Annotated in this window: 26 protein-coding genes and 1 other RNA gene; 12 read left to right on the plus strand and 15 right to left on the minus strand. The window is 36.1% G+C overall.

The features are described from left to right. Positions 1–89 precede the first annotated feature (89 nt). From FB2170_RS16055 to FB2170_RS16070, 4 genes are all read left to right on the plus strand, one after another. Positions 90–740: a hypothetical protein gene (locus tag FB2170_RS16055; protein ID WP_013307654.1), complete on the plus strand. Its 651-nt coding sequence runs from the start codon at positions 90–92 to the stop codon at positions 738–740. Further along, positions 718–1551, plus strand: a complete 834-nt coding sequence (locus tag FB2170_RS16060; RefSeq protein ID WP_013307655.1) for a DUF3822 family protein — start codon at positions 718–720, stop codon at positions 1549–1551. The genes FB2170_RS16055 and FB2170_RS16060 overlap by 23 nt, the downstream gene beginning before the upstream one ends. Further along, the gene (locus FB2170_RS16065) at positions 1551–2099 is read left to right on the plus strand and encodes an RsmD family RNA methyltransferase (RefSeq protein WP_013307656.1); all 549 of its coding nucleotides are present in this window, start codon (positions 1551–1553) and stop codon (positions 2097–2099) included. The genes FB2170_RS16060 and FB2170_RS16065 overlap by 1 nt, the downstream gene beginning before the upstream one ends. Before the next feature lie 78 nt (positions 2100–2177). Continuing rightward, positions 2178–3452: a M24 family metallopeptidase gene (locus FB2170_RS16070; RefSeq protein WP_013307657.1), complete on the plus strand. Its 1275-nt coding sequence runs from the start codon at positions 2178–2180 to the stop codon at positions 3450–3452. An 11-nt stretch (positions 3453–3463) separates the two neighbouring features. Here the strand turns inward: FB2170_RS16070 and rnpB are convergent. Beyond that, an RNA gene (gene rnpB, locus FB2170_RS17115) (RNase P RNA component class A) lies at positions 3464–3774 on the minus strand. A gap of 109 nt (positions 3775–3883) precedes the next feature. Here rnpB and FB2170_RS16075 point away from each other — a divergent pair. After that, on the plus strand, positions 3884–5728 hold the full coding sequence (locus tag FB2170_RS16075; RefSeq protein ID WP_013307658.1) for a DNA polymerase III subunit gamma/tau: 1845 nt from the start codon (positions 3884–3886) through the stop codon (positions 5726–5728). Here the strand turns inward: FB2170_RS16075 and FB2170_RS16080 are convergent. Continuing rightward, a complete protein-coding gene (locus FB2170_RS16080; RefSeq protein WP_013307659.1) occupies positions 5723–6079 on the minus strand; it encodes a transmembrane 220 family protein in 357 nt (118 codons plus the stop codon). The two genes, FB2170_RS16075 and FB2170_RS16080, sit on opposite strands and share 6 nt — an antisense overlap. A 71-nt stretch (positions 6080–6150) precedes the next feature. On the opposite strand from FB2170_RS16080, the gene FB2170_RS16085 reads away from it, so the two are divergent. Further along, complete coding sequence (locus FB2170_RS16085) at positions 6151–6732, plus strand: tRNA-(ms[2]io[6]A)-hydroxylase (protein ID WP_013307660.1); 582 nt, start codon at positions 6151–6153, stop codon at positions 6730–6732. Positions 6733–6762: 30 nt separating this feature from the next. Here the strand turns inward: FB2170_RS16085 and FB2170_RS16090 are convergent, their stop codons facing one another. The 10 genes from FB2170_RS16090 to FB2170_RS16135 all read right to left on the minus strand — a co-directional run bounded on the left by FB2170_RS16090 (position 6763) and on the right by FB2170_RS16135 (position 14199). Then, positions 6763–7248, minus strand: a complete 486-nt coding sequence (locus FB2170_RS16090) for a SixA phosphatase family protein (protein WP_013307661.1) — start codon at positions 7246–7248, stop codon at positions 6763–6765. 12 nt (positions 7249–7260) lie between these two features. Beyond that, on the minus strand, positions 7261–7908 hold the full coding sequence (gene pdxH, locus FB2170_RS16095) for a pyridoxamine 5'-phosphate oxidase (protein ID WP_013307662.1): 648 nt from the start codon (positions 7906–7908) through the stop codon (positions 7261–7263). 116 nt (positions 7909–8024) lie between these two features. Beyond that, positions 8025–8930 carry a ribonuclease Z gene (locus FB2170_RS16100; protein ID WP_013307663.1) on the minus strand — a complete coding sequence of 302 codons (906 nt, stop codon included), beginning with the start codon at positions 8928–8930 and terminating at the stop codon, positions 8025–8027. Then, positions 8927–9259 (minus strand): hypothetical protein, encoded by a 333-nt coding sequence (locus FB2170_RS16105; RefSeq protein WP_013307664.1) that lies wholly within the window; start codon positions 9257–9259, stop codon positions 8927–8929. Before FB2170_RS16105 ends, FB2170_RS16100 begins: the two co-directional genes overlap by 4 nt. 6 nt (positions 9260–9265) lie before the next feature. After that, positions 9266–10192 carry an aspartate carbamoyltransferase catalytic subunit gene (locus FB2170_RS16110; protein ID WP_013307665.1) on the minus strand — a complete coding sequence of 309 codons (927 nt, stop codon included), beginning with the start codon at positions 10190–10192 and terminating at the stop codon, positions 9266–9268. Between the two features lie 3 nt (positions 10193–10195). Beyond that, a complete protein-coding gene (pyrR, locus tag FB2170_RS16115) occupies positions 10196–10735 on the minus strand; it encodes a bifunctional pyr operon transcriptional regulator/uracil phosphoribosyltransferase PyrR (protein WP_013307666.1) in 540 nt (179 codons plus the stop codon). A gap of 192 nt (positions 10736–10927) precedes the next feature. Continuing rightward, positions 10928–11656 (minus strand): LytR/AlgR family response regulator transcription factor, encoded by a 729-nt coding sequence (locus FB2170_RS16120; protein WP_013307668.1) that lies wholly within the window; start codon positions 11654–11656, stop codon positions 10928–10930. Between the two features lie 66 nt (positions 11657–11722). Continuing rightward, positions 11723–12766 (minus strand): sensor histidine kinase, encoded by a 1044-nt coding sequence (locus FB2170_RS16125; protein ID WP_013307669.1) that lies wholly within the window; start codon positions 12764–12766, stop codon positions 11723–11725. 6 nt (positions 12767–12772) lie between these two features. Next, positions 12773–13114 (minus strand): DUF4907 domain-containing protein, encoded by a 342-nt coding sequence (locus FB2170_RS16130; RefSeq protein ID WP_013307670.1) that lies wholly within the window; start codon positions 13112–13114, stop codon positions 12773–12775. 83 nt (positions 13115–13197) lie between these two features. Then, the gene (locus FB2170_RS16135; RefSeq protein WP_041633280.1) at positions 13198–14199 is read right to left on the minus strand and encodes a Kelch repeat-containing protein; all 1002 of its coding nucleotides are present in this window, start codon (positions 14197–14199) and stop codon (positions 13198–13200) included. Positions 14200–14436: 237 nt separating this feature from the next. Between FB2170_RS16135 and FB2170_RS16140 the strand changes: the two genes are divergently transcribed. Then, positions 14437–15768, plus strand: coding sequence for a DUF4270 family protein (locus FB2170_RS16140; protein WP_013307673.1), 1332 nt, complete (start codon positions 14437–14439; stop codon positions 15766–15768). After that, positions 15758–17008, plus strand: a complete 1251-nt coding sequence (locus tag FB2170_RS16145) for an OmpP1/FadL family transporter (protein WP_237701145.1) — start codon at positions 15758–15760, stop codon at positions 17006–17008. Before FB2170_RS16140 ends, FB2170_RS16145 begins: the two co-directional genes overlap by 11 nt. Before the next feature lie 121 nt (positions 17009–17129). Here the strand turns inward: FB2170_RS16145 and rpsA are convergent, their stop codons facing one another. Further along, entirely contained in the window at positions 17130–19007 is a 1878-nt protein-coding gene (gene rpsA / locus FB2170_RS16150) for a 30S ribosomal protein S1 (protein WP_013307675.1), read from the minus strand. 262 nt (positions 19008–19269) lie between these two features. Here rpsA and FB2170_RS16155 point away from each other — a divergent pair, with 262 nt between their 5' ends. Then, positions 19270–19650, plus strand: coding sequence for a LysM peptidoglycan-binding domain-containing protein (locus tag FB2170_RS16155; RefSeq protein WP_013307676.1), 381 nt, complete (start codon positions 19270–19272; stop codon positions 19648–19650). A 33-nt stretch (positions 19651–19683) separates the two neighbouring features. Here the strand turns inward: FB2170_RS16155 and cmk are convergent, their stop codons facing one another. Together cmk and lon are read right to left on the minus strand one after the other, a co-directional pair. Continuing rightward, positions 19684–20391 carry a (d)CMP kinase gene (gene cmk / locus FB2170_RS16160; RefSeq protein ID WP_013307677.1) on the minus strand — a complete coding sequence of 236 codons (708 nt, stop codon included), beginning with the start codon at positions 20389–20391 and terminating at the stop codon, positions 19684–19686. Positions 20392–20426: 35 nt separating this feature from the next. Then, positions 20427–22877 carry an endopeptidase La gene (lon, locus tag FB2170_RS16165; protein WP_013307678.1) on the minus strand — a complete coding sequence of 817 codons (2451 nt, stop codon included), beginning with the start codon at positions 22875–22877 and terminating at the stop codon, positions 20427–20429. 176 nt (positions 22878–23053) lie between these two features. Here lon and FB2170_RS16170 point away from each other — a divergent pair, with 176 nt between their 5' ends. The 3 genes from FB2170_RS16170 to FB2170_RS16180 are packed head-to-tail and all read left to right on the plus strand — an operon-like array spanning position 23054 to position 25282. Next, positions 23054–23650, plus strand: a complete 597-nt coding sequence (locus FB2170_RS16170; protein WP_013307679.1) for an RNA polymerase sigma factor — start codon at positions 23054–23056, stop codon at positions 23648–23650. Beyond that, the gene (locus FB2170_RS16175; RefSeq protein ID WP_013307680.1) at positions 23650–24210 is read left to right on the plus strand and encodes a hypothetical protein; all 561 of its coding nucleotides are present in this window, start codon (positions 23650–23652) and stop codon (positions 24208–24210) included. The genes FB2170_RS16170 and FB2170_RS16175 overlap by 1 nt, the downstream gene beginning before the upstream one ends. Beyond that, positions 24191–25282: a hypothetical protein gene (locus FB2170_RS16180; protein ID WP_041633282.1), complete on the plus strand. Its 1092-nt coding sequence runs from the start codon at positions 24191–24193 to the stop codon at positions 25280–25282. The genes FB2170_RS16175 and FB2170_RS16180 overlap by 20 nt, the downstream gene beginning before the upstream one ends. Positions 25283–25299 lie beyond the last annotated feature (17 nt).

Here is a 25299-nt window from a genome sequence, read left to right on the forward strand (position 1 = left end):
CAGCATAAATCTGGTAATAAAATATTAGGCAGTTTGCAAAAAAATTGTAGATTTGTGTTAACCACTAAATTAAAATTAACACATACGAAATGAAGACCATAATACAAATTGTACTTTGGATTGCTTGTATCGGATTTGGATACCTTATTTATCAATCAGTTACAGGACCTATTGAGTTTAAGAAGGTAAAACAGGAGCGCTATGCGAAAGTTGTATCCAAGTTGAAGGATATAAGAAATGCACAAGAAGCTCATAAGACTGTTAATGGTACGTATGCCAACGATTTTAAAAGGTTGATTAGTTTTGTAGAATCTGGCAAATATACTATTACACAGCAAAGAGATTCATCTTATATGGAGATGGATAAAACCTATGGCATTGAACTTTTAAGAGAAGTAAAACTCATTGACACCTTAGGTTTTGTTTCGGTTAAGGATTCTTTGTTTAAGAATGATGATCGTTATAAAAGCCTTATGAATGTTCCTGGAGCAATTGGTGGTGAAAAATTTGAAATGAAATCTGCGATTATTGACAAAGGAGGTTACAAAGCTCCTGTATTTGAAGTTAAAGTAAAAAAGAACGTTATACTGGGAGACCAACCCAAAGATTTACTTGATCGTGAAAATGCACAGATAAGTGTTGAAGAAGTAAATGGCGATGTAATCAAAGTTGGTTCTATGGAGCAAGTTAGTACAAGTGGTAACTGGCCACCGATTTATGACAAAAAAGAAGATAAATAATACTGAGGATAACTCTTTGGAAAATTTTAACAAACTGTCCATTCAAGTTAGCTTGAATGGACTTTCTTTTTGTGTCTTGGATACTATTGGGAATATTATTCTAAAGTCCGATAGATTGACTTTTCCTAAAAATCTGAATCCTTTTGAAATTCAAAAGAACCTAGAACAACTACTAGAAACCCATGATTTGAAATCCAAAGAATTTTCTGAAGTCGTAATCGTGCACAGTAATGGTCTTTTTAGTTTTGTTCCAAAGTCGTTGTTTGATGAAAGTGAATTGGCGAACTATTTAAAATTCAACACCAAGATACTTGCCAACGATCATATTGCTTATGATGAACTGGACAATTATGACATGGTCAATGTATATGTTCCCTTTGTCAACATTAATAACTACATTTTTGATTTGTTTGGTGAGTTTGAGTACAAGCACAACGGCACTGTTCTTGTTCAAGCCCTATTGAATAATTCGGGGACAAGCAAAGAACCTATTTGTTATGCTCACGTCGATGGCCAACAAATGGACATCACAATTATAGCACAAAAAAAACTGCTCTTGTATAACAGTTTTACTTTTACATCTAAAGAGGATTTTATTTACTATTTACTCTTTACGCTGGAACAATTAAAATTGGATACCGAAAACACAAAATTGAAATTATTTGGCTCAATTGAGGAAGGTGACGACGTTTATGACCTTTGCTATCAATATGTGAAAGATATATCCATTTTTATTCCCTCCGTAACCTCTTACCCAATGGCCGCTGATAATGAGGAATCGATAGATTTCACAGTTCTAAACGCTCTGTAATGCGGATAATATCAGGCACCCATAAAAGTAAGAGAATAACTGCACCCAAGAACTTGCCTGTTCGACCAACAACCGATATGGCCAAGGAAGCTCTTTTCAACATATTAAATAACAGCTATTATTTTGAGGATGTTTCACTTATTGATCTGTTTGCGGGTACAGGCAACATTAGTTTTGAATTTGCCTCAAGAGGCACTGGTGACATCACGGCAATAGATGCCAATTATGGTTGTGTCAAATTCATCGATAGAATTTCTAATGAGTTAGGTTTTGAAATTTCCACCATTAAAAGTGATGTATTTAGTTTCTTGGAAAAATGCTCTACGAAAGCAGATGTTATTTTTGCAGACCCTCCTTACAATTTACCTCTAGAAGATTTTTCTAAACTAATTGAATTGGTATTCAAAAATAGTATCCTACTTGAAGGTGGAGTCCTGATTGTTGAACATTCAAAACATACTGACCTCTCTGGTTTGGAATATTTCGCCAATCAACGCAGATATGGTGGTAGTGTTTTTAGTTTTTTTAAAATTATAGATAAAGAATAGTTATTTACCGCATTCATCCTTCAAAACATTAAATACCTTATTTTTAAATACTAATTGTAACTCATTTACTTTTTAAAGATGAAAAGAAGAAACTTTATCAATAAATCAATCATAGGTGCTGGCGCCGCCATTACTGCCAGCGCAATTTCATGCACTTCTAAGAACGAAAAAATCGGCCAGCAAGAACCAAATCAAGTAAAATCTATGATAAAAGACGTATCGCCAATATCCTTGGGAGAAATAAAAAGCAGAATACAAAAAGCCCAAAATCTGATGGTTGAACAAGGTGTGAATGCCCTGATATTAGATGCTGGAACCTCCCTCAAATATTTTACAGGCCTCTCGTGGTGGCCAAGTGAACGTCCACTTGTTGCCATAATTCCAGCTTCTGGAAGTTTAAGTTATATATGTCCCGGGTTTGAGAAGGATCGTTTAGAAGAAATACTAAAGGTGAAAGGTAAGATATATGCTTGGCAAGAAGATGAAAGCCCTTATGAACAAATCGCTGTATCGCTTAAAGAATCCAATATCATAAATGGCAAGATTGGCATTGAGGAAAGATTACGGTTTTTCATTTATAATGGCATTAAGAAAGAAGCTCCACATTTTGAATATGTTAGTGCTGACCCAATTACCATTCCCTGCAGAATTATAAAAACCTCCGCAGAAATAGCTTTAATGCAGCGGGCTACCAATATAACAATAGAGGCTATACAAATGGGGTTTCAGAATTTAAAAGTAGGCTCCAGTCCGTCAGATTTTTCACCTGTAGTGGCCAGTGCACATAGAGCTTTAGGAGCTAATCATGCGTTTGCAATGGCAAATTTTGCCGAAGCTTCTGCTTTTCCCCACGGTAGTACCAAACCACAAATATTAAAGAAAGGTGATGTTGTTTTAGTTGACTGTGGTTGTACGGTTCACGGTTATAATTCTGACATTAGTAGAACCATCGTTTTTGGAGCTGAGCCAACCGAACGTCAAAGAGAGATATGGGTATTAGAGAAAAAAGCGCAATCAGCTGGTTATAGCGCAGCACAAGTTGGAGCCCCCTTACATAATGTAGACGAGGCCGCTCGAAAAGTATTGACCGATGCCGGTTTTGGACCGGATTACAAACTCCCCGGATTACCACATAGAACTGGTCATGGTATTGGAATGGATGGTCATGAATGGGGAAATGCCGTGCGAGGAAACGAACTACTTATTGAGCCCGGAATGTGTTTTAGTATAGAACCTAATATTTCAATAGTTGGGGAGTTTGGTGTACGACTAGAGGATTGCGTATATATGACAGAAAATGGACCAAAATGGTTTTCTGACCCAAGCCCTTCAATTAAGCAACCTTTTGTTTAGGGAATTTTGAATAAAAAAGCAGGCCATAAGCCGGATTCTGTAAGACCGTAAAGCCTTCCTTATCATTTATCTGGACCTATGGTTACCCATAGGTTCTAACCGCCTACCCTTCAGCTCGAGCGTGCAGCCCTCAAACACTGATTTACATGGCGTTTCACCGCATAGAGTTTACCTGATTTCACTACAGCATTATCTGTACATTCTTTCTGTTGCACTTGTCCGTCCCAAAAATGGGAGACGGGTGTTACCCGCTATGATGCACTATGGTGTCCGGACTTTCCTCCATTCGCGAACAGCGAACAGCGATAAGGTGGCCTGCTCGGGGCAAATTTAATCGAATTGTTGATAAAAAAGTGTTTAATCCATCTTAAATAAATAGAAGAATACCCCGCTATTTCTATATTTGTAAAGAAGCCTTGGTATTATCAAAAATGCCATATAAAGTACTGCTATTGGAGCCATTTATTGTATCAGCTAGAAAGTATAGACCTCAGACATTCAAAGATGTTGTGGGTCAACAGGCTATTACCAATACATTACTGAATGCCATTGAACATAATCATTTGGCGCAGGCTTTATTGTTTTGTGGGCCGCGAGGTGTAGGCAAAACAACCTGTGCAAGAATTCTTGCAAAACAAATAAACCAAGATGGCACCGAGCGTGAGGATGAGGATTTTGCATTTAATATTTTTGAGTTGGATGCCGCTTCGAACAACTCAGTAGATGATATTCGTAATTTAATTGACCAAGTACGTATTCCGCCGCAAGTAGGCAAATACAAGGTATATATTATTGATGAAGTACACATGCTTTCACAATCGGCTTTTAATGCATTCTTAAAAACATTGGAAGAGCCGCCAAAGCATGCAATCTTTATTTTGGCAACTACCGAAAAGCATAAGATCATACCAACTATACTTTCTCGATGTCAGATATTTGATTTTAAACGGATCACAGTTAAAGATGCGGCCGAATACCTCAAGTATATTGCTAAAAACCAAGGAATAGTCGCTGATGATGACGCTTTGCATATTATTGCTCAAAAGGCCGATGGTGCTATGCGAGATGCCTTATCTATTTTTGACAGAGTCGTAAGTTTTTCTGGTAAAAACCTAACAAGAAAAGCCGTTACAGATAATCTAAATGTACTTGACTATGACACCTATTTTTCCGCTACGGACCTGATTCTGAAACATAACATACCCTCCTTATTACTGCTATTCAATAAGACATTGGCTTTAGGTTTTGATGGACATCATTTTATAAGCGGTCTAGCCTCACATTTTAGAGATTTGATGGTTTGCAAACATGCAGAAACCATTGAATTATTAGAGGTGGGGGAATCTGCAAAAAAGAACTACCTAGAACAATCAAAACAGACCTCGAATTCATTTTTGCTAAAGGCTCTTAATATTGCAAATGAATGTGATCTCAAATACAAAACCAGTAAAAATCAAAGATTACTGGTTGAACTTTCATTAATGAAATTGGCTTCCATTGATTTTTTGGCTGAAAAAAAAAATCCTGAATCCATTGCATTAGCGAACAATACAGTTGAATTTATTGCTCCCGCCTCTTTTTACAGGCAGAAACCTTCTTCTGAGCCAAAAATTACAGTTAATACGTCCCAAAAGCTCAAGATAGAAACAATCACTCAACCAACTCCCGTTCCTTTATCTGAAAAAGGAATGGCCAAAGAAGAAGTGGTTTCCGATACCCTTACCCAAGTTGCTGAGCCTTTGATTGATATAACTTCACAAACAGCTACTCAAGAAACAACAATCACTAAACCCATTTCCATAAATACTCCTGTAAAAAGGGTTTCCGGGCTTTCCATATCTAGTTTAAAAGCAAAAAAGCAACATGAAATCAATAAGATAGAAGTTGTTATTGATGAAAATGATCTACCCAAAGAAGCTTTAACCGAGGAGGATATGCAAAAACATTGGTTTGATTTTGTCAAAAAAATAGACAACAACGGACAAAAATTACTTGCTTCTATCCTGAATACGGACACTCCTAAACTAATGAATGAATCTACTATTTGGATAGAGCTTCCCAATGACACCATGAAGAAAGAATTGGAGCGAGAGAAGTTTCATCTTATGGAACATCTGCGCACAAAACTCAATAACCATTTCATAAAACTTAAAATCACGGTAAATGAGGAAGTGGCCAAGAAATTTGCTTTTACTCCAGAGGAAAAATATCAAAAACTCAGGGAAAAGAACCCAGCTATTGATGTCCTCAGAAAAACGTTCGACTTGGATTTATGATGATTTATTCTTAAATCTAATTCTAAGGGCGAACATAAACATTACAATTGCCGTAATCAATAATCCAAAAGCTTCTCTTGCCTCTTCGATATTCTTAATATCACCTTGCCCTATCGTAAAACCTTCAAAAGTCTCTGGCATTAGATAAAAGAATCCGATTAAAGCCAAAACACCGAAAATGGCTGGGATAAAAAAAGATACTTTGTTGAACACATATCCAAGGGTCACTACCGTGGCTATGAGATAAATAGATATCCAAAGAGCTGGGTCGGGGTCATTGTATTGAAGTCCAGCAGTAATCAAGAATAAAACCGAAAAAATACTACCTGAAAATTTAAAGACTTTTTCCATATAACAAATTTAAGTATTTGATTTTGAATCAATTTGTAATCCTATTACTTTTGTTCGATAAATATATTAGTATGCTCGGTCTTAAACTACCAACAGACCCAAGATGGGTAAACATTGTTGAAAAGAACATTGATGAAATTCTTACCGATCACGCATATTGTGAGCAAAAAGCTGCCAGCACTGCTATTTCGTTGATTGTGTCATTTCCAGAATACACAGAACTCACACAGGAAATGATTGCTCTATCCCGTGAGGAAATGGGGCATTTTAAAATGGTTCATGACAGAATTATTGCCAGAGGGCAAACCCTTGGTAGGGATAGGAAAGACGACTATGTTGTGGCATTAATGAAATTCTTCCCAAAAGGAGGAAGCCGAACCAATCAATTGGTACACCGCCTTTTATATGCGGCACTAATTGAGGCACGAAGTTGTGAGCGGTTTCGTTTATTATCTGAGGAGCTTGAAGATAAGGATTTGGCCGAATTTTATCATAAGCTTATGGTGAGCGAAGCAGGACATTATACTATGTTCTTAAAATTTGCCCGGGAGTACGGTGAACTTGAGGAGGTAAACCTAAAATGGAACGATCTACTCGAATACGAGGCTAATATCATGAAAGATTTAGGCACAAAAGAAACAGTACACGGATAACTAGCTTATTCCTTTTTTTAACCTTAATTACTATTTTAAATGTTTAGGAAAAATGGTACTGACTGTAGTACCTTTTTCAATTGAACTCCATTTATTTATGTTAAAAGTCAAATGCACCAGCCCGCTGGTAGGAACATTGTCAATGTATTCGTTGCCAAGAGCATTCGCCAAATGGGTATATGCATGATTATGACCGAATAGCATGACCGTATCAAATGAATTATTTAGACTTTTAATAAACTGAAGCACAGAATCACCTGAGAAATCATACAGTTCGTTTTCGATTTTAAATTGTGAATAAGGAAAGTTCAGGTGGCGCAAAAAAATCAAAGAAGTATGCATTGCCCTATTTGCGGGACTTGAATATATGGCATCAATATTAATTTTTTTTTGTTTAAACTCCCCAACTACCAAATGACCATCATTAATCCCCCTCTGCAGTAAAGGTCTATCCTTATCATTAACATTATACTCCCATGAAGATTTACCATGTCTGACTAGAATTACATTTTTCATAAGATATTGTTATTAAGGAGCCAAACGCTCTATTTTCCAATCGTAATCTTTTTGCAAAGAATAGCGAATTCTATCATGCAATCGATTTGGGCGGCCTTGCCAAAACTCAATAGAAACTGGTCGCACCAAATAACCTCCCCAATATTCAGGTCTGGGTATTTCTTTCCCCCTAAATTTGTCTTCTAAAGTTTTTAATTTCTCCTCCAACACTTTTCTTGAAGCAATAACCTCACTTTGGTCAGAAACAATGGCACCTAATTTGCTTCCATCGGGACGAGATTCAAAGTAGCCATCTGATAAATTTTTAGAAATTTTTTCTGCTGTTCCTTTGATAATCACTTGACGTTCCATTGAATGCCAAAAAAAAGAAAGGCAAACGTTGGAGTTCACATCAATCGCTTTACCTTTTTCGCTCTCATAATTGGTATAAAATATAAAACCCTCATAAGTATACTTTTTAAGAAGCACTACGCGGTTTTTCGGGTAGCCATCCAAACCTATGGTCGATATGGTCATGGTGTTGGTCTCGTCAACCGTATTGGATTTCTCAACTTCATAAAACCATTTCTGAAACAACTCCATAGGGTTGTCAGAAATCGCCCCCTCGGTCAAGGCACTTTTTTCATATGATTTTCTATAGCTACCTAAATCTTTGTCCATATCGAAAATTCTAAAAACAAGATAAACAAAGTTCTATAAAAGTTAGTGAAATGGGAAGATTTAAACGGCTTTTATTCAAATCTAATGTGCAATGAAAATTTGTTAAAAGCATAAAGCTAAAAATCAAAAACCTTACCGTCATTCGCGAGTTCTACATTTTCGAAGATTGTTTCGGCCTCGTCTTTAAAAAGTTCTATCGATTTATAACGTGTTGAGTAATGACCAAGAATCAACGTACCCACATCTGCTTTTTTTGCTATGGTCGCGGCCTCTTTTGCCGTTGCGTGCTTTGTTTTTGGAGATAGATGGGATTCCGATTCCAAAAAAGTTGATTCATGATATAGTACATCTACCTTTTTAATTTGTTCAACAATTTTTGGATAATATCCTGTATCACTACAATAGGCATAACTCTTTGGCTTAGTTGGGTCAAAAGTTAGCTCAGCATTTGGTATGAATGTCCCGTCATCCGATTTAATATCCTTACCGTTTTTAATGTTTTGAAAATAGCATTTATCAATCTTGTACTTTGCAACCGCTTCAACATTCAATTTGCGTTCCCCCAATTTTTCTTTAAATAAAAAACCATTGGTATACACGCGATGATTCAAAGGAATAGTCTCAACCGTGACTTTTTCATCTTCAAATATCAGTTCAGGGCCTTTCGATGTTAACTCATGAAATCTTAAAGGATAATTAGTCCAAGAATCTCCTAATTTCAATAGTAAAGTAATTGCTTCCTTTATGCCCTTAGGCCCATAAACATGCACTTCTTTTTCTCTTCCCAATAAGCGAAAAGTTGATATTAACCCCGGTAATCCAAAAAAATGGTCGCCATGCAAATGAGAAATGAATATATGATTGATCCGCGAAAATTTTATCTTGTTTTTTCGAAGTTGTACTTGAGTGCCTTCTCCACAGTCTATTAAAAACATATGGTTTTTAATCTCCAGCACTTGTGAAGTTGGATTGGTCAGGGTACGTGGTGTCGCAGCATAACAACCAAGAATATTTAATTTCACAGGTCCAAGTCCCTTTCTATTTCTTCCATCTCTATGATGTCCTTTGCCTCTTGAATTGTTGGCACAACACATATTTCATCCGGCACCTCGTCAAAAGACACTTTGTCAGTCACCAAAACAAACGATTTTTTGAAACCCCGATGTTTGTTAGAAATTTGAAAAAACTCTAATATATCACCTGCTGAAAGTTCTGAAAAGGAAAAAAGATTTATAATGACATTGTCATTCTTGACCTTTAGATAGTTCTTATCAAGGTTTTTCAAAAACTCCTGAAGCGAAATATCCTCTTGAAATATTATGGTAGTTGTTCCCTCTTTATCAAAAATCATAAAGTCTTATTTTATTTTCGAAGCGAGTAAATAGATAACGGCCATACGAATTGCTACCCCATTTTCCACTTGGTTCAAAATAATGGATTGCTTAGAGTCCGCAACATCACTACTAATCTCTACTCCCCTATTTATTGGCCCTGGGTGCATGATTACGATTTCTTTGTCCAAGGAGTCAAGAAGGGCTTTATTTACTCCAAATTGCTGGGTATACTCTCTTGTCGTTGGAAAATAACTGATATCCAACCGTTCATTTTGGATTCTCAACATATTGGCGACATCGCACCAATCCAAAGCTTTCCGTAAGTTTGTTTCAACTTCTACCCCTAGGGATTCAACATGTTTTGGAATCAGGGTTTTAGGTCCACATACTTTTACTTCGGCTCCTTGAAGTTTTAAGGCAAATATATTTGACAAAGCCACACGTGAATGTAATATATCACCAACAATCACAACTTTTTTACCTGCAACATCACCTAATTTCTCACGTATGGAAAAAGAATCCAATAAAGCCTGTGTTGGGTGTTCATGTGCCCCGTCCCCAGCATTTACAATAGAGGCATTTACATGTTTTGAGAGAAATATTCCTGCTCCAGGATTAGGGTGACGCATCACAACCATATCAACCTTCATGGAGAGAATATTGTTTACTGTATCAATCAATGTTTCCCCTTTCTTAACAGAGGATTGCCCAGCTGAAAAATTAATCACATCTGCCGATAAGCGTTTCTCGGCTAACTCAAACGAAAGTTTGGTCCTAGTGCTGTTTTCAAAAAAAATGTTGGCTATCGTAATATCACGCAATGAAGGCACTTTTTTTATAGAACGATTGATAACTTCTTTAAAATGATCGGCGGTTTCAAAAATGAGCTGAATATCTTTTTCATTTAGATATTTAATTCCCAGTAAGTGTTTTACACTCAGTTCGCTCATTGTTTATTTATTTATCAAATAGATTACGTCTTTGCCATCATTTTCTTCCCACATTACCTTCACCTTTTCTTCGTTAATAGCATCAACCTGTCTTCCTCGATAATTGGGTTGAATAGGCAAGTGTCTGCTAAACCGTCTATCGATTAAGGTCAATAATTCAATTTCTTTAGGCCTCCCAAAAGATTGAATTGCCGTTAAAGCGGCCCTAATACTTCTACCCGTATATAATACGTCATCGATCAAGACAACTTTCTTGTCTTCAACCAAAAAATCGATTTTTGTTTGAGTTGCTGCCAGCGTCTTATCCCCTCGTCTAAAATCATCCCTGTAAAATGTAATATCCAAAAAGCCTATGTCAATATGCTTTACTCCATATTCCTCACGAAGAATTTTGGTTAGTCTTTCGGCAACAAATGTTCCTCTTGGCTGAATACCAATCAATACTGTATCAGAAAAATCAAGATGATTCTCAAGAAGTTGGCAAGCCAATCGATGAAGGATAATATTTATTTCTTTCGAGGAGAGTAGTACTTTTTGACTCATAGTAGGTCAGCAACACTTTTGTTTGGCAAAAATAAGGAATTATCATCAAAGAATATACTATTTGAAAAATACAGTTTCAAAAGCAAACCCATTAATCAATCTTTTTAAATCCAGTTTTAAAAAATTAACCAGTGCGTCCAATTTCAACCCAATAAGATTTAGGTAGAGTGTAATGATTAAGATGAAGGAGGGTTATTTAAGTCCCAATACAGCATAAAAATCAGCTTTATGGCTTTCCCCTATAGGTATCCTAACATCTTCAATTACAATTCTATTTCTTTGGATAGTATCGATGAAACTAACATTCACTATAAAGGATTTATGAACTCTCAGGAATTGGTTTGAAGGAAGTTTTTCCAAAATCTCCTTGAAGTTCATTAATGTAAGAATGGTTTTATTGGTGTTGACAATATGAATCTTTAAATAATCTTTTAAACCTTGGATGTATTTAATATCATCTAAATTTATTTTAATACTTTCATATTCTGCCTTAACGAAGATGAATTTTTGTGCTTCGTTGGTTTCACCATGGGAAGAAAAAACATTGGCTTCAACTGGTTCTTTCTTGCTATTTAAAAGTTCTTTAGCACGAGAAACGGCTTTAATAAAACGATGCTGTGGTATAGGTTTTACCAAATAATCTACTGCGTTTAGGTTGAACCCCTCAACGGCATATTGGGAATAAGCGGTGGTAAAAATAAATAACGGACGAGTTTCCAAAGAACTAATGAATTCGATGCCATTGATTTGTGGCATTTCAATATCACAAAAGATTAAATCCACCTTCTTTTCTGATATCACAGTAATCGCATCCAAAGGGTTTGTGAAAGTTCCTTTCACATCTAAAAAATCTATTTTTTCACAATAATCCAGCAAAAGGTCTATAGCCAAAGGCTCATCGTCTATTATAATACATTTCATGTCTTTGTTTCTACTATTTTATCGTTACATTGTGCTTATATAAACACTTCATGATTTGGTGAAATTTCAGATTTGGATGTTTCTTTGACCTATATTAAGTACCAGGTCTACCAAATAGGTTTCCCCATCATTTTTAACGTTTAATTTATGGGAATCAGGATATAATAACTTCAATCTATTTCTCACATTTTCCAATCCAACTCCAGAACTTTCCGTTTTCTTCTTGAAAGTTCCAATCTTATTCAAGATAGTTAGATGTATAGACTCCTCTGCGATTAAAAGGTTTATTTTAACATTAGTCTTGCCTTTGTAATCTGTTCCGTATTTAAAGGCATTTTCTATAAAAGAAATAAAAAGCAACGGTGGAATAATCCTTCCCCTGTCTTCTCCTGAAATCTTCAAAGTGACATTTTCACTATCGGATAATCTTAATCGCTGCAATTGAACATAATTTTGGATATACTCAAGTTCTTTAACCAACGGCACGAAATCCTTATCAGCCTCATATAACATATAGCGCATTAACTCTGACAAGTTGATTATTGCTTCAGATGTGTCAGGTGATTTTTTAACTGATAATGAATAGATTGCATTCAATGAGTTGAACAGAAAATGTGGTTTCAATTGTGTTTTCAAAAATTGAAGCTCCGAATAGATTTTTTCGTTTTCCACTATTTTCCGTAAATCATCATTTCTTCTCCACTCCACATAAATTCGAAGTACAACACTAATGATAAAAGGAATAACAAAAGTGACCAAGGAAACAACAAGTTGTCTTGCAAGTGGGCCATAAAATCTCTTTGAAGCCTTATACGGGAGTTGTCTCGGAAACTCCCACGGAAACCAAAACCGTATCAGTAATGAAATGACAACAATGATCAACAACGAAATGACGATGTAGATCAATGTTTTCTTTTTTAGAAGCAGTTTGGGTAGGAGATAAAAATAATTAAAGTAATACAGAGCCATTGTAGCCAAAAGCCTAACGGGGAAATCTGATGGCATAGGTCTTAGCTGAGCAACAAATGGATACATGAGCAACCCAAAAAAAGAGGACCATAAGACCAAGTGGACCAAAGCTTGTCGAATATATTGTTTTTTTAAAAACATCTATTGTTATTGTTCCCCCAATGTAACAATATCTAAATTGTTCAATTCATCAATAGTAATTACTGGGCTTTCCCCTTTTAAAAACTTATCGCTGACGAATTTCCCAACAAGTTCCGCATCTTCGTATGACGAAAAAGATTTTTTTTCTTGAATTGCAGGAATATACTCCTGCTTTATTAGTACTTTTTTATTATGAAGAATTTGATAGCCATACCCACAATCCAATTTAAATACTTTGGAGTGGTACCCCGAGCCGTTAATTTCTTGTTTATACAATGGTTTTATAAAGTCATAAAAAGCAAAAAAAAGCAAAAATGATATAACTGTAATACTAACAATCTTCCTCATATTGTTCAAATAATAGGTAAAATGAGGCTGTGGTAATCAGCCAAGCCCCATTATCTAAATAAACACCAATCAAATCAAAAGAGTTAATCTTCATCGTCATATTCATCCATTGGAAAGAACTCATCCAAATCATCCAAGTACAAACTTCCGGTTCTTCCAAGCCCAATAAATGCTCTATTTGAGTTAGAAAATGCAATAGCATCTTGACGTGTTGCCCCCTCAAAATTTGTTTTCACTTCCCAGGTATCAGAAGATGGATCATACTCCCAAACAGAATTTGTAGGGCCATTAATCTCGCCACAAGCATAATAACCGTAGCCGTTCAACGTGAAACCTACGGCATTACTTCTAATAATCTGATAGTCATCCTCTTCATCAAGATCTGATTTTTTGGACCAACTCTCTGTTGCAGCCTCAAAAACCCAAAAATCCTCCAAATAACTACCATTGGAAACTCCTGTTCCCAAATATACTCTGTCTCCTATAGTAAAAGTCGTGGCCGCCCTTCTTTTGTCACCACCAAAACCAACTAACTCAGTCCAACTATCTGTGCTTGGGTCATACTTCCAAAAGTCCTTACGATCATTCTCCCCATCAAAACCAGTTCCAAAATAACCAAATCCATTAATTCCAAATGCAACTGCACTTCTTCTTGGAGTTGAGGGGAATGCGGTAACCTCAATCCAAGTATTGGAACTTGGGTCGTACGAATAAAAATCATTAAGTTCATTTAACCCGTCGTAGCCAGAACCTAAATAACCTTTTCCATTAATCTCAAAACTAGCCGCGGCATTTCTAGCTACGCCAGGAAAATCGGCTTTTTGCGACCAATAATCTCCCTCCATGTCATAAGACCAAAAAGAAGTTAGATAGTCATCCCCGTCATATCCCACGCCCATATACCCTATGTTGTCAATAGTAAACCCAGAGATGCCGCTCCTTGGGCTTCCATCAAAAACGGACCTATCTATCCAATTACCTATATCCTCATCATCATCATCATTATCATTTGAACAACTGACAATAAAAGAAATCGATATAGCGAAAATCGACACTATTTTAAAACCATTCACTATTTGCTTCATTTTCAATAATTTGTATTGTTTCATATTGTCCCAAAACTATATCAACCTATTTCAAGCAGGAAATGGAATATATAAAACTCCGTTTTTAACATATAAAAAACCAAAATTCATCTACGAACCTGATATTATTTTTCATAGTGATAATATTGGTGTTGGTCTCATAAGATTTTGCTTTCGTCTATTGCGGTTTTTAAACTGTTCTTCTACTAATACTTTTACTTCAAACTTAAAGAGGTAATGAAAAAAATGTTATGGCTTATATGCCCATTATTAATTGGGATAAACTCCTGCACCAAGGAAAATCCAAATGATTCCGATTTTGTGGTTGGAGATATATTTACAGATAGCAATATCAGGGTCATTCTTATTGATACGATGACCGTTGAATCTTCTACAATGAAATATGATAGCGTCCCTACCTCTCAATCCTCAAGAATATTGGTTGGCAAATACACAGATTCCATTTTTGGAACTGTTAAGAGTTCAAGCTATATGGAATTGGTACCATCAAAGTATTCCATTGATACCGAGGCCGAATACGATAGTATTGCCTTCTATCTAAAATTCGACAACTACTATTACAATGATACATTACAAAACAATACTATACATGTAAAGCAATTAAGTGAGAACCTAAAGCCCAATGACGATAGTGGTTTTTATAATACCAGTGAGGCATCGTTCTTTGAAGATGATCTGGGCTCAATGTCATACAAGCCAAGACCTTTGGATACTGATTCTTTGGAAATAAAACTAACGGATGTTTTTGGGAGAGAACTGTTTAAACAGTTTCAAGACAAGTCAATTGTCCATTTAGACGAATTCAAAGCTTTTTTCAAGGGTATAAGTTTACAGCCTGATGAAGGGGACAATGGATCTATAATTGGTTTTTCAAAAACTTCTGCATCTAGCTTCATTCGACTTTATTTTAGTACTTCAGAGGAAAATGATCGCGTTCAAAATTACATTGATTTTTACATAGATTCCGGTAGTTCCCCTATTCCTTTTTTCAATCAAGTCACTGCACAGGAACCTAATGAATATTTGAAATTCTTAACCGATAAAGAAATCAATTTAAATAGTTCAGACTCTGAAAATATGAGTTTCATACAATCCGGTATAGGTATTGCAACCAGAATTGAATTTCCTTTTGTCAAATCTATATATGAAATACAAGGAGAGGGAACCATTCTCGATGCCGTCTTGAAAATAAGGCCTGTGAGCACAACATATGATAACCATGTTATTCTTCGAGACACCTTGTCAGTATTTTTAGCCGACGAAAATAATGATCTGACCAAACAATTATTCATTAGTGATATTGAGCCAGTGCGAGCGATTCTCAATAGAGACAATCAAGAGTTTAATGACATTTTTTACGAGCTACCCTTAGGTAGTTATATTGACCAATTGCTTTTAGCAGAAAGGGATACGAAAGAAGCACTTGTTTTACTTCCTGACAATTACAATTCCACGGTTGACCGCTTTGTTTTGAATGGGAATAACAATTCTAATGATCTTGTCACTTTACAAATTACGTATGCTATTTATGATGAAGATGAAAACTAAATTCTTAATCTTAGTGACATTGAATGTAATGTCTTTTAATACCGAGGGGTTAGCACAATCCGAAGCGTTGACCAGTTCACCATATTCTTTATATGGTCTAGGCATAATCAATCAGACAAGTATTGGAAAATCAAATGGGATTGGCTATACCGGAATTGGATTGAAAACCGAAACGGAAATCAACAATCTAAATCCGGCTAATTTTTCCTTAATCCCAAAAAACTCTTTTTTCTATGACATGGGTATTTCCTACGAACATAACAACTATAGTAATACAGGAAACAATGAGACAAGGAAAACTTTCAATTTTTCCAACTTGGCCCTCGCTTTTCGCATAACTGATGGTTTGGGAGCCGGTTTTGTCATGGTACCATACAGTGATGTTGGGTATTCCCTTGTTGGTATTCAAACCAATATTGAAGGAACCAATGAAACCTTTGAAAGTAATGTAACGGGTTTAGGGGGACTGAATGACCTTAAATTCAATCTTGGATATGAGGTAACCCAGGGTTTGAGGTTAGGAGCAAGTGCTTCTTTTCTTTTTGGGAATATTGAGGAAGATGAATCTTTTCTAATTAGCAATAGTTCTTTTCAGTTAAACGAAACAACAAATTATAGCGGTGTGCGTCTTGGCCTGGGAATGCAATACGACATTAATAAAGATTTCACCTTTGGCAGCACAATCCAATTCCCCACCAGTTTAAGTGGAAATTTAAAGCGATCGGTACTGAAGAACCTTGATGGTTCAAACATAACTGTTGAGGATAATGAAACGGATAACACTGCTGACTTTAATATACCTCTTGAATTGGGGTTTGGACTAAGTGCTAAATTCCTTGAATCCTTAACACTAAGTGCTGATTATAAAAAGAATTTTTGGGAGACAACAGGTCAGACGGAAAACTTAGGTGAGTACACAGATCAAAACATATATGCTTTCGGTTTGGAATATCTAAAGAATCCTTATGGATTTAAGTACGGTGAACGCATTAGATATAGAGCTGGGTTTAATTACGACAACGGCTATTTATCCCTTAACAAGGTCAAAATCGACGGTTTCAATATTACTGCAGGTGTTGGTTTTCCTATAAATAGAAAGACCAATTCAATAATCAACCTTTCTTATGGTTACGGTTCCAAAGGACAGATACAAAATATACTTGTAAAGGAGGATTATCATTTGATTACAATTAATTTTAGTTTAGAAGATATTTGGTTTAAAAAACGAAAAATATATTAACTAAAATCAAGGATTCTCGCACTTTCCTTACAAGTTGAATTTATAACCAAAAAAAAGCCCCGACATTTTTGTCGGGGCCTTTGGATTCCAATTAATTTTGGAATTACTATAATAATGGAACTTATTTCTTTTTAGAATCAGCTTCCATCTTATCTTTCAACGCCTGTAACGCATCATTGGCATCACCTAAAGTAGGTTTGGCCTCATCTGCACTTGCTTTAGCTCTTTTAACCGCCGCTTTTACATTACGTTTCTCTTCTTCTCTAAAGATAGCTGTATGACTAGCAACTACACGTTTAAAGTCTTTATTGAATTCAATGATCTTAAATTCTGCTTCTTCGCCTTTGGCCAATTTCTTCCCGTCTTCTTTTTCTAAATGACGTTGTGGAACAAATGCAGTAATATCATCATTAAAATCAATAGTAGCTCCTTTGTCAACTATTTCTGTGATAGATGCCTTGTGAACTGTATCAAGAGCAAACTCGCTTTCATACTTGTCCCAAGGATTCTCAGTGGTCTGCTTGTGACCTAAACTTAGTTTACGCCCTTCAACATCCAATTCTAAAACCTCAACTTCCAAAGTATCTCCAACAGTAACAAATTCTGATGGGTGTTTGATTTTCTTAGTCCAAGAAAGATCAGAGATATAAATAAGGCCATCAATACCTTCTTCCAATTCTAAGAACACACCAAAATTGGTGAAGTTTCTAACAATACCTTTATGTTTAGATCCAACAGGGTATTTAGTTGTAATATCGGTCCATGGGTCTGGAGTCAATTGCTTGATACCAAGAGACATTTTACGATCTTCACGATCCAGTGTCAATACAACCGCTTCTACCTCATCACCAACTTTCACGAAATCCTGAGCCGAACGTAAGTGCGTAGACCAAGACATTTCAGAAACGTGGATAAGACCTTCAACACCTTCAACAACTTCGATAAACGCACCGTAATCTGCAATTACAACTACTTTACCTTTAACTTTGTCTCCGATTTTAATGTCTTCACTAAGCGCATCCCATGGGTGCTTCTCTAATTGCTTAAGACCTAATTGAATTCTTGATTTGTTTTCATCAAAGTCAAGGATTACAACGTTCAATTTCTGGTCAAGCTCAACAACCTCATTCGGGTGGTTGATTCTACTCCAAGAAAGGTCTGTAATATGAACAAGACCATCAACACCTCCAAGATCAATAAAGACACCGTAAGAAGTAATATTTTTAACAACACCTTCAAGTACTTGACCTTTTTCAAGTTGACTGATGATTTCTTTTTTCTGTTCTTCGATATCCGCTTCGATAAGCGCTTTATGAGAAACAACAACGTTTTTGAATTCGTGGTTTATTTTAACCACTTTGAATTCCATTGTTTTGTTTACATACTGATCGTAATCCCTAATCGGCTTAACGTCAATTTGAGAACCTGGTAAGAAAGCTTCGATACCGAAGACATCGACAATCATACCACCTTTAGTTCTGCATTTTACGAAACCACTAACAATCTCTTCTTTGTCATGGGCAGCGTTAACCCTGTCCCAAGCCATGATTGTTCTGGCCTTTCTATGCGAAAGTACCAACTGACCACTTTTATCCTCACGAATATCAATCAACACCTCTACTTGATCACCAACCTTTAAATCAGGGTTGTAACGAAATTCGTTTAGAGATATAACACCTTCAGATTTTGCGTTAATATCGATAATCGCTTCACGATCTGTTAAGTATACTACTGTACCTTTAACAACCTCTTCATCTGCTGTATCGACAAAATTTTCGGCAACCAATGTTTCAAACTCCTGAAGTTTAGAGTCTTCTACACGTTCTATGCCTTGTTCGTACTTCTCCCAGTCAAAGTTTTCTAAAAATTCTTTTGGGTCTTGTACTGGTGTCTCCACCTTTGTTTCTTGAGTTGCTTCAGTAGTCTCTTCTACTGTTTTAACTTCTTGGGTAGCTTCAGTAGTTTCTTCTACTGCTTTTGTTGCTTTTTCTTCAGCCATTTGCTGATCTAAATTTGTATTCTGTAGTGCTACAAGAGTTAAGCAATTACCACAGAAGATGTTATATGTTTTTCTATTGTATCCTTTTTCCTCTTGATTCTTTGCAAAAAAGGAGTGCAAAACTACGATTTTATTATCTATTTACAAACAAGTATTACAGTTAGATATATGTCTTACTAGTATTTCATCCATTTTTTCGTTAAATAGTGCATTAATTGTTATCTTCCCGCCTATAAATATTAACCGTAAATAAATTACAACTATGAGCGTTAAAGCAAAATACCAAGCAGTTTTAGATCTTGGTGAATCATTGGCCATCCAGGATGGAAAAGTTACCGAAGAAAATGGAGTGTTGAAAATTAAAGGTATGGCCGGAACACAATATGAAAAAAATCTATTGTGGGATAAAATCAAAGAAATAGGTGGTGACCAACCTTACGATTTAAAAGCCAATATAACTGTCGCTGATGATTCAGTTTTTCACAGGCATACAGTAAAAAGTGGAGAGTCTTTAAGCAAGATTGCAAAACACTATTATGGTGATGCCATGAAGTACAAGCAAATATTTGCTGCGAATACGGATCAACTCAAAAACCCTGATATTATTCATCCTGATCAGGTTTTGGTGATTCCAAATCCATAAGAATCAGGTAATCCTAATATTAAAAAGAGACGTTCAATGAACGTCTCTTTTTTGTTTCTTGATTACCCGATTGGTAAAATCCAGTATTCGGTTAAATTGTTCCTCAAGCCCCATATCGCTATTATCAAAGGTGATTGCATCTTCGGCTTTTGTCAATGGGGAAATTTCTCTGTGCGTATCAATATAATCTCTGTGCTCTACATTCTTTAGTACTTCCCCATAACTTACATCTTCCCCTTTATCCAACAACTCCTTATAGCGTCTAGTTGCCCTTTTTTCAGGAGAGGCTGTCATGAAAATCTTGAGTTCCGCATTTGGAAAAACTACTGTACCTATATCCCTACCGTCCATCACAATTCCTTTTTCAAGACCCATTTGTTTTTGGATCAGCACCAATTTTTTACGCACGTCTTCGATAGTAGCCACTTTACTCACCAATCTAGATACCTCCATCGTCCTAATTTTACGTTCTACATTTTTATTGTTCAAATGCATTTCTGCAAAACCTATAGTATCATTATAAATAAACTTTAAATTGATGTTTTTCAAATCACCAACCAATCCATCAATATCACTTTTATTTTCAGTCACATAACCTTTCTCCATGGCATAAAGTGTCACCGCCCTGTACATGGCCCCTGTGTCAACATAAATGTAACCCAGCACTTTTGCCAATTGCTTTGCAATTGTGCTTTTACCTGTTGAGGAATAGCCATCTATGGCTATGGTGATTTTTTCCATGATTAAAAATAAACAGAAAAAAGAGTCATACTAAACTAAAGTTTCTTGGCATTTTTTACTTTCTGTTTTGTAATTGCCAAGTCTATTACTTCACTCATATCAGAAACATAATTAAATGTAAGTCCTTTCAAATAATCCTCTTTGATCTCTAAAATATCTTTTCTGTTTTCTTCACACAAGATTATTTCCTTGATTTTCGCCCTCTTGGCAGCAAGGATCTTTTCTTTTATACCCCCAACTGGCAAAACTTTTCCGCGAAGGGTTATTTCACCGGTCATTGCCAAACTCTTCTTTACTTTTCTTTGAGTGAATAAAGAAACCAATGAAGTCAACATTGTAATACCTGCACTAGGGCCATCTTTTGGAGTTGCACCTTCTGGAACATGTATATGTACATTGTATTTATCAAAGATAGCTGGATCTATACCAAAACTGTCGGCGTTGGATTTTATATATTCCATCGCAATGGTAGCCGATTCTTTCATGACCTTACCTAAATTTCCGGTAATGTTCAGGGCACCTTTTCCTTTGGACAAAATTGATTCGATAAAAAGAATGTCACCGCCAACACGTGTCCACGCCAAACCCGTTACCACACCTGCGACATCATTATTTTCATATTTATCCCTTTCCATACGCGCGGGTCCCAAAATCTTCTCAACATCCTCATTACTTATTTTGATGTTGTACTCTTCCTCTATGGCAATAGATTTTGCGGCATAACGAACAACTTTTGCGATTTGTTTTTCCAAAGAACGTACACCAGATTCCCTTGTGTAACCCTCTACAATCTTTTCTAATTGTCGTTTACCTATTTTAAGGTCCTTTGTGCCAAGGCCGTGCTCTTTTAATTGTTTGGGCAATAAATGTCTTTTGGCAATTTCAACTTTTTCCTCGATAGTATAGCCTGATACATTTATTATCTCCATTCTATCTCGTAACGCAGGTTGAATGGTGGCCAAACTGTTAGCAGTTGCTATGAACATAACCTTGGACAAATCATATCCCATTTCAAGGAAGTTGTCATAAAACTCAGAATTCTGCTCTGGATCCAATACCTCAAGCATTGCCGACGAAGGGTCACCTTGATGACTGCTTGCCAATTTATCAATCTCATCAAGAATAAAAACTGGGTTCGATGTACCCGCTTTTTTCAAACTTTGAACAATACGTCCCGGCATGGCACCTATGTAAGTTTTTCGATGTCCTCGAATCTCAGCCTCATCCCTTAGGCCACCTAATGACATACGCACATATTCACGACCTAATGCCTCTGCTACAGATTTACCCAAAGATGTCTTTCCTGTTCCTGGAGGGCCAAATAAGCAAAGTATCGGAGACTTCATATCGTTTCGAAGTTTCAATACAGCCAAATATTCTATTATACGTCTTTTCACGTCCTCGAGACCATAATGATCACGGTCCAAAATCTTTTGGGCTCTCTTTAAATCAAATTTATCTTTTGAAAATTCATTCCAAGGCAAATCAATGAATAAGTCCAAATAATTTCTTTGAATGGAATATTCAGCAACCTGCGGATTCATGCGCTGCATTTTTGCCAATTCCTTTTCAAAATGTTCACCAATCTTAGTATCCCATTTTTTATCCTTTGCCTTAACCCTCATCTCCGCAATCTCTTCGTCATATGAAACACCCCCCAATTCCTCTTGAATGGTTTTCATTTGTTGATGAAGAAAATATTCGCGTTGCTGTTGGTCCATATCACTACGAACCTTTGATTGAATGTCATTTTTCAGTTCCAATTTCTGAAGTTCAACATTCATATACTTCAACGTGGTCAATGCTCTTTCTTGCAGATTACCAATCTCAAGCAATTCTTGCTTTTCCTTAACATCTAAATTAAGGTTGGAAGAAACAAAGTTTATCAAAAACGAATTACTCTGAATATTCTTTATAGCAAAAGATGCCTCGCTAGGAATATTAGGGTTGTCCCTAATTATTTTTAGAGAAAGATCTTTGATCGATTCTATTATCGCCAAAAACTCCTGACCGTCCTTTTCTGGTCTTTCCTCCAAAGTTTCCCTAACCGTTGCTGTCATATAAGGTTTCTCAGTAAGTACCTCGGCTACCTCGAATCGTTTTTTACCTTGAATTATCACTGTAGTATTACCATCTGGCATTTGTAGAACCCTTAAAATTCTGGCTACGGTGCCTAAGGTGTGAATATCATTTACCCCTGGGTTTTCGGTCTTTTCGTCTTTCTGCGCAACAACACCAATTACTTTTGAACCGTTGTTCGCATCTTTTATCAACTTAATTGATTTATCTCTGCCTGCGGTAATAGGAATAACAACACCTGGAAACAACACTGTGTTTCTCAAAGGCAAAATTGGTAAGGTTTCAGGTAAACCTTCATTGTTCATCTCCTCTTCATCCTCGGGGGTCAATAACGGTATCAACTCAGCATCCTGGTCAATACTTTGTAAAGACATATTGTCAAAATTTGAAAATTTGGAATCTCCCATATTATTATTTCAGCCATTCTGTCATATCTCTAACAGCAATGGTTCGTTTTTAGTATTTGTTAAAAGCTTCGCATTGTCCTATGCCTATTGTTTTTGCACATAAGAACACATCATAATCAACCATATTTTGCAATTGTTATGCCAATCGGGGCAAATATTTCCGAGAAACTGTAACAATGGCTAAATTGGGTCATCTATTAAACAAAATCTATCACTTTTTGAGCCACGAGAGATTACATACTGATGACTTGATACAATTGTGTCTTGAAGGGAGCCAAAGTGCACAAATGGAAGTTTACAACCGCTATTATAAAGCCATGTACAACACATCGGTGCGAATTGTAAAAGACAGTGCCGAAGCCGAAGATGTAATGCAAGAATCGTTTTTGAACGCGTTTACGAAGCTGCATACATTCAAAGGCGAAGTAACTTTTGGATCCTGGTTAAAACGTATTGTTATTAACAACAGTATATATCATTACCGAAAGCAACAAAAGAAAAATGAGGTTGCACTCGATGACATAATGTACAAGGTCGAAGATAATGACGGAATTGCTTCGGATCATGTGTTCACAGAACAGAAGGCTCAAAAAGTGATGGAGACCATGAAACGGTTAAAAGATAATTACAGAATTTCTTTGACCTTACATTTAATAGAAGGGTATGATTATGAAGAGATCAGTACCATAATGAACATAAGTTATGCCAATTGCCGAACAACAATTTCAAGGGCAAAGGAAAGTTTACGTAAAAAAATGATAAATGCTTACTAATGGAAAAGGATGATTTTAAGGACATATTCGAAGGACTGGAAGGTACTTTTGATATAGAGGAGCCAAAAGCAGGGCATAAAGAACGGTTTTTAAATAAACTGAATAATGCCAACGGGGTGGTAACGCTGCAAAAAAAGAAAAAGAATTGGTGGAGGCCATTATCTATCGCCGCCTCTGTAGCTGTTCTTTGTCTAGTGGCCATTGGAATGTACAATTCTAGACCAACCATAAATGAACAAGTTGCACAAATTTCTCCGGAAGTAAGCAATACACAAGTATATTTTGCCAGTCTTATAGAAGATCAGATAAAACTACTTGAAAATGAAAGTTCCCCTGAAGCACAAAAAATCATTAGCGATACAATGATCCAATTGAAAAAATTGGAAACCAATTATAAACAGTTGGAGACCGACTTGATCAATGGTGGTAATGATAAATTGCTTTTAAGCGCCATGATAACCAACTTTCAAACAAGAATAGACCTCTTACAAGACGTCATCAATCAAATTGAAACAATCAAGAATTTAAAAAATTACAATGATGAAAACTTTACTATTTAAATACGCAGCTGTATTACTTATGACAGCTCCAATGATTCTTTCTGCCAATAACGGGAAGATCAAAGGAAAATACACTAAGGAAAAAACCATAAAAAAGGAATATGATGTTAACGCTGATGCCCTTTTGAAAATAAACAACAGTTACGGTAACCTTAACCTAACTTCTTGGAATGAGGATAGGGTTGTTATTGAGGTTCATATTAAAACCAGCGGAAACAACGAAGATAAGGTGCAGAAGAAATTGGATAATATCACGGTTGATTTTGAAGCTTCCAATTCAATGGTATCGGCCAAAACCATATTCAACAAAAACAAAAGTAGTTGGGGTTGGAACTGGGGCAACAATAATGTGAATATGCAAATTAACTATACCATAAAAATGCCAATTAAAAACAGTGTTCATTTGAACAATGATTATGGCAATATCATATTGGACCGTGTAGATGGACATGCCAAAATAAACTGTGATTACGGTAGATTAGAAATTGGCGAACTAAGAGGAAGAAATAACTATTTGAATTTTGACTACACTTCAAAATCAAGCATAGAATACATAAACAGCGGTGAAATAAAAGCAGATTATTCAGGCTTCACTATTGAAAAAGCAGGAGACTTAAAGGTAAATGCAGATTATACCAACTCTACAATTAGTCAAATGGAGAACCTTCAATACTCAAGTGATTATGGTAATATTGAAGTTGGGGAAGCCAATAATGTTGAAGGTAATGGTGATTACATCAACGTAAAATTAGGCACCATACATGGTGATGTGGATGTAAATGCTGATTATGGCTCCCTTAGGATTAAAAATATGGCAGAAGATGCGGGTAACTTACGTGTTAATTCCGATTATACAGGTGTTAAAATAGGGTATTCCCCAGGGTATCATTTTGATTTTGAAATAAGAACAGAGTATGCAGGTGTAAGTGGCAAAGATGATTTTGAAATAAACATCAGTACTGAGAAATCAAATAACAGATATTACAAAGGCTATTATGGAAGTGCCAATAGTGGCAATTCGGTCTCAATAGATAGTGAATACGGTGGAGTATCTTTCTCAAAGAATCAGTAAATAACTATATCAATCAT

It is taken from the genome of Maribacter sp. HTCC2170 (assembly GCF_000153165.2).
In the GTDB taxonomy this organism is placed as follows: domain Bacteria; phylum Bacteroidota; class Bacteroidia; order Flavobacteriales; family Flavobacteriaceae; genus Maribacter_A.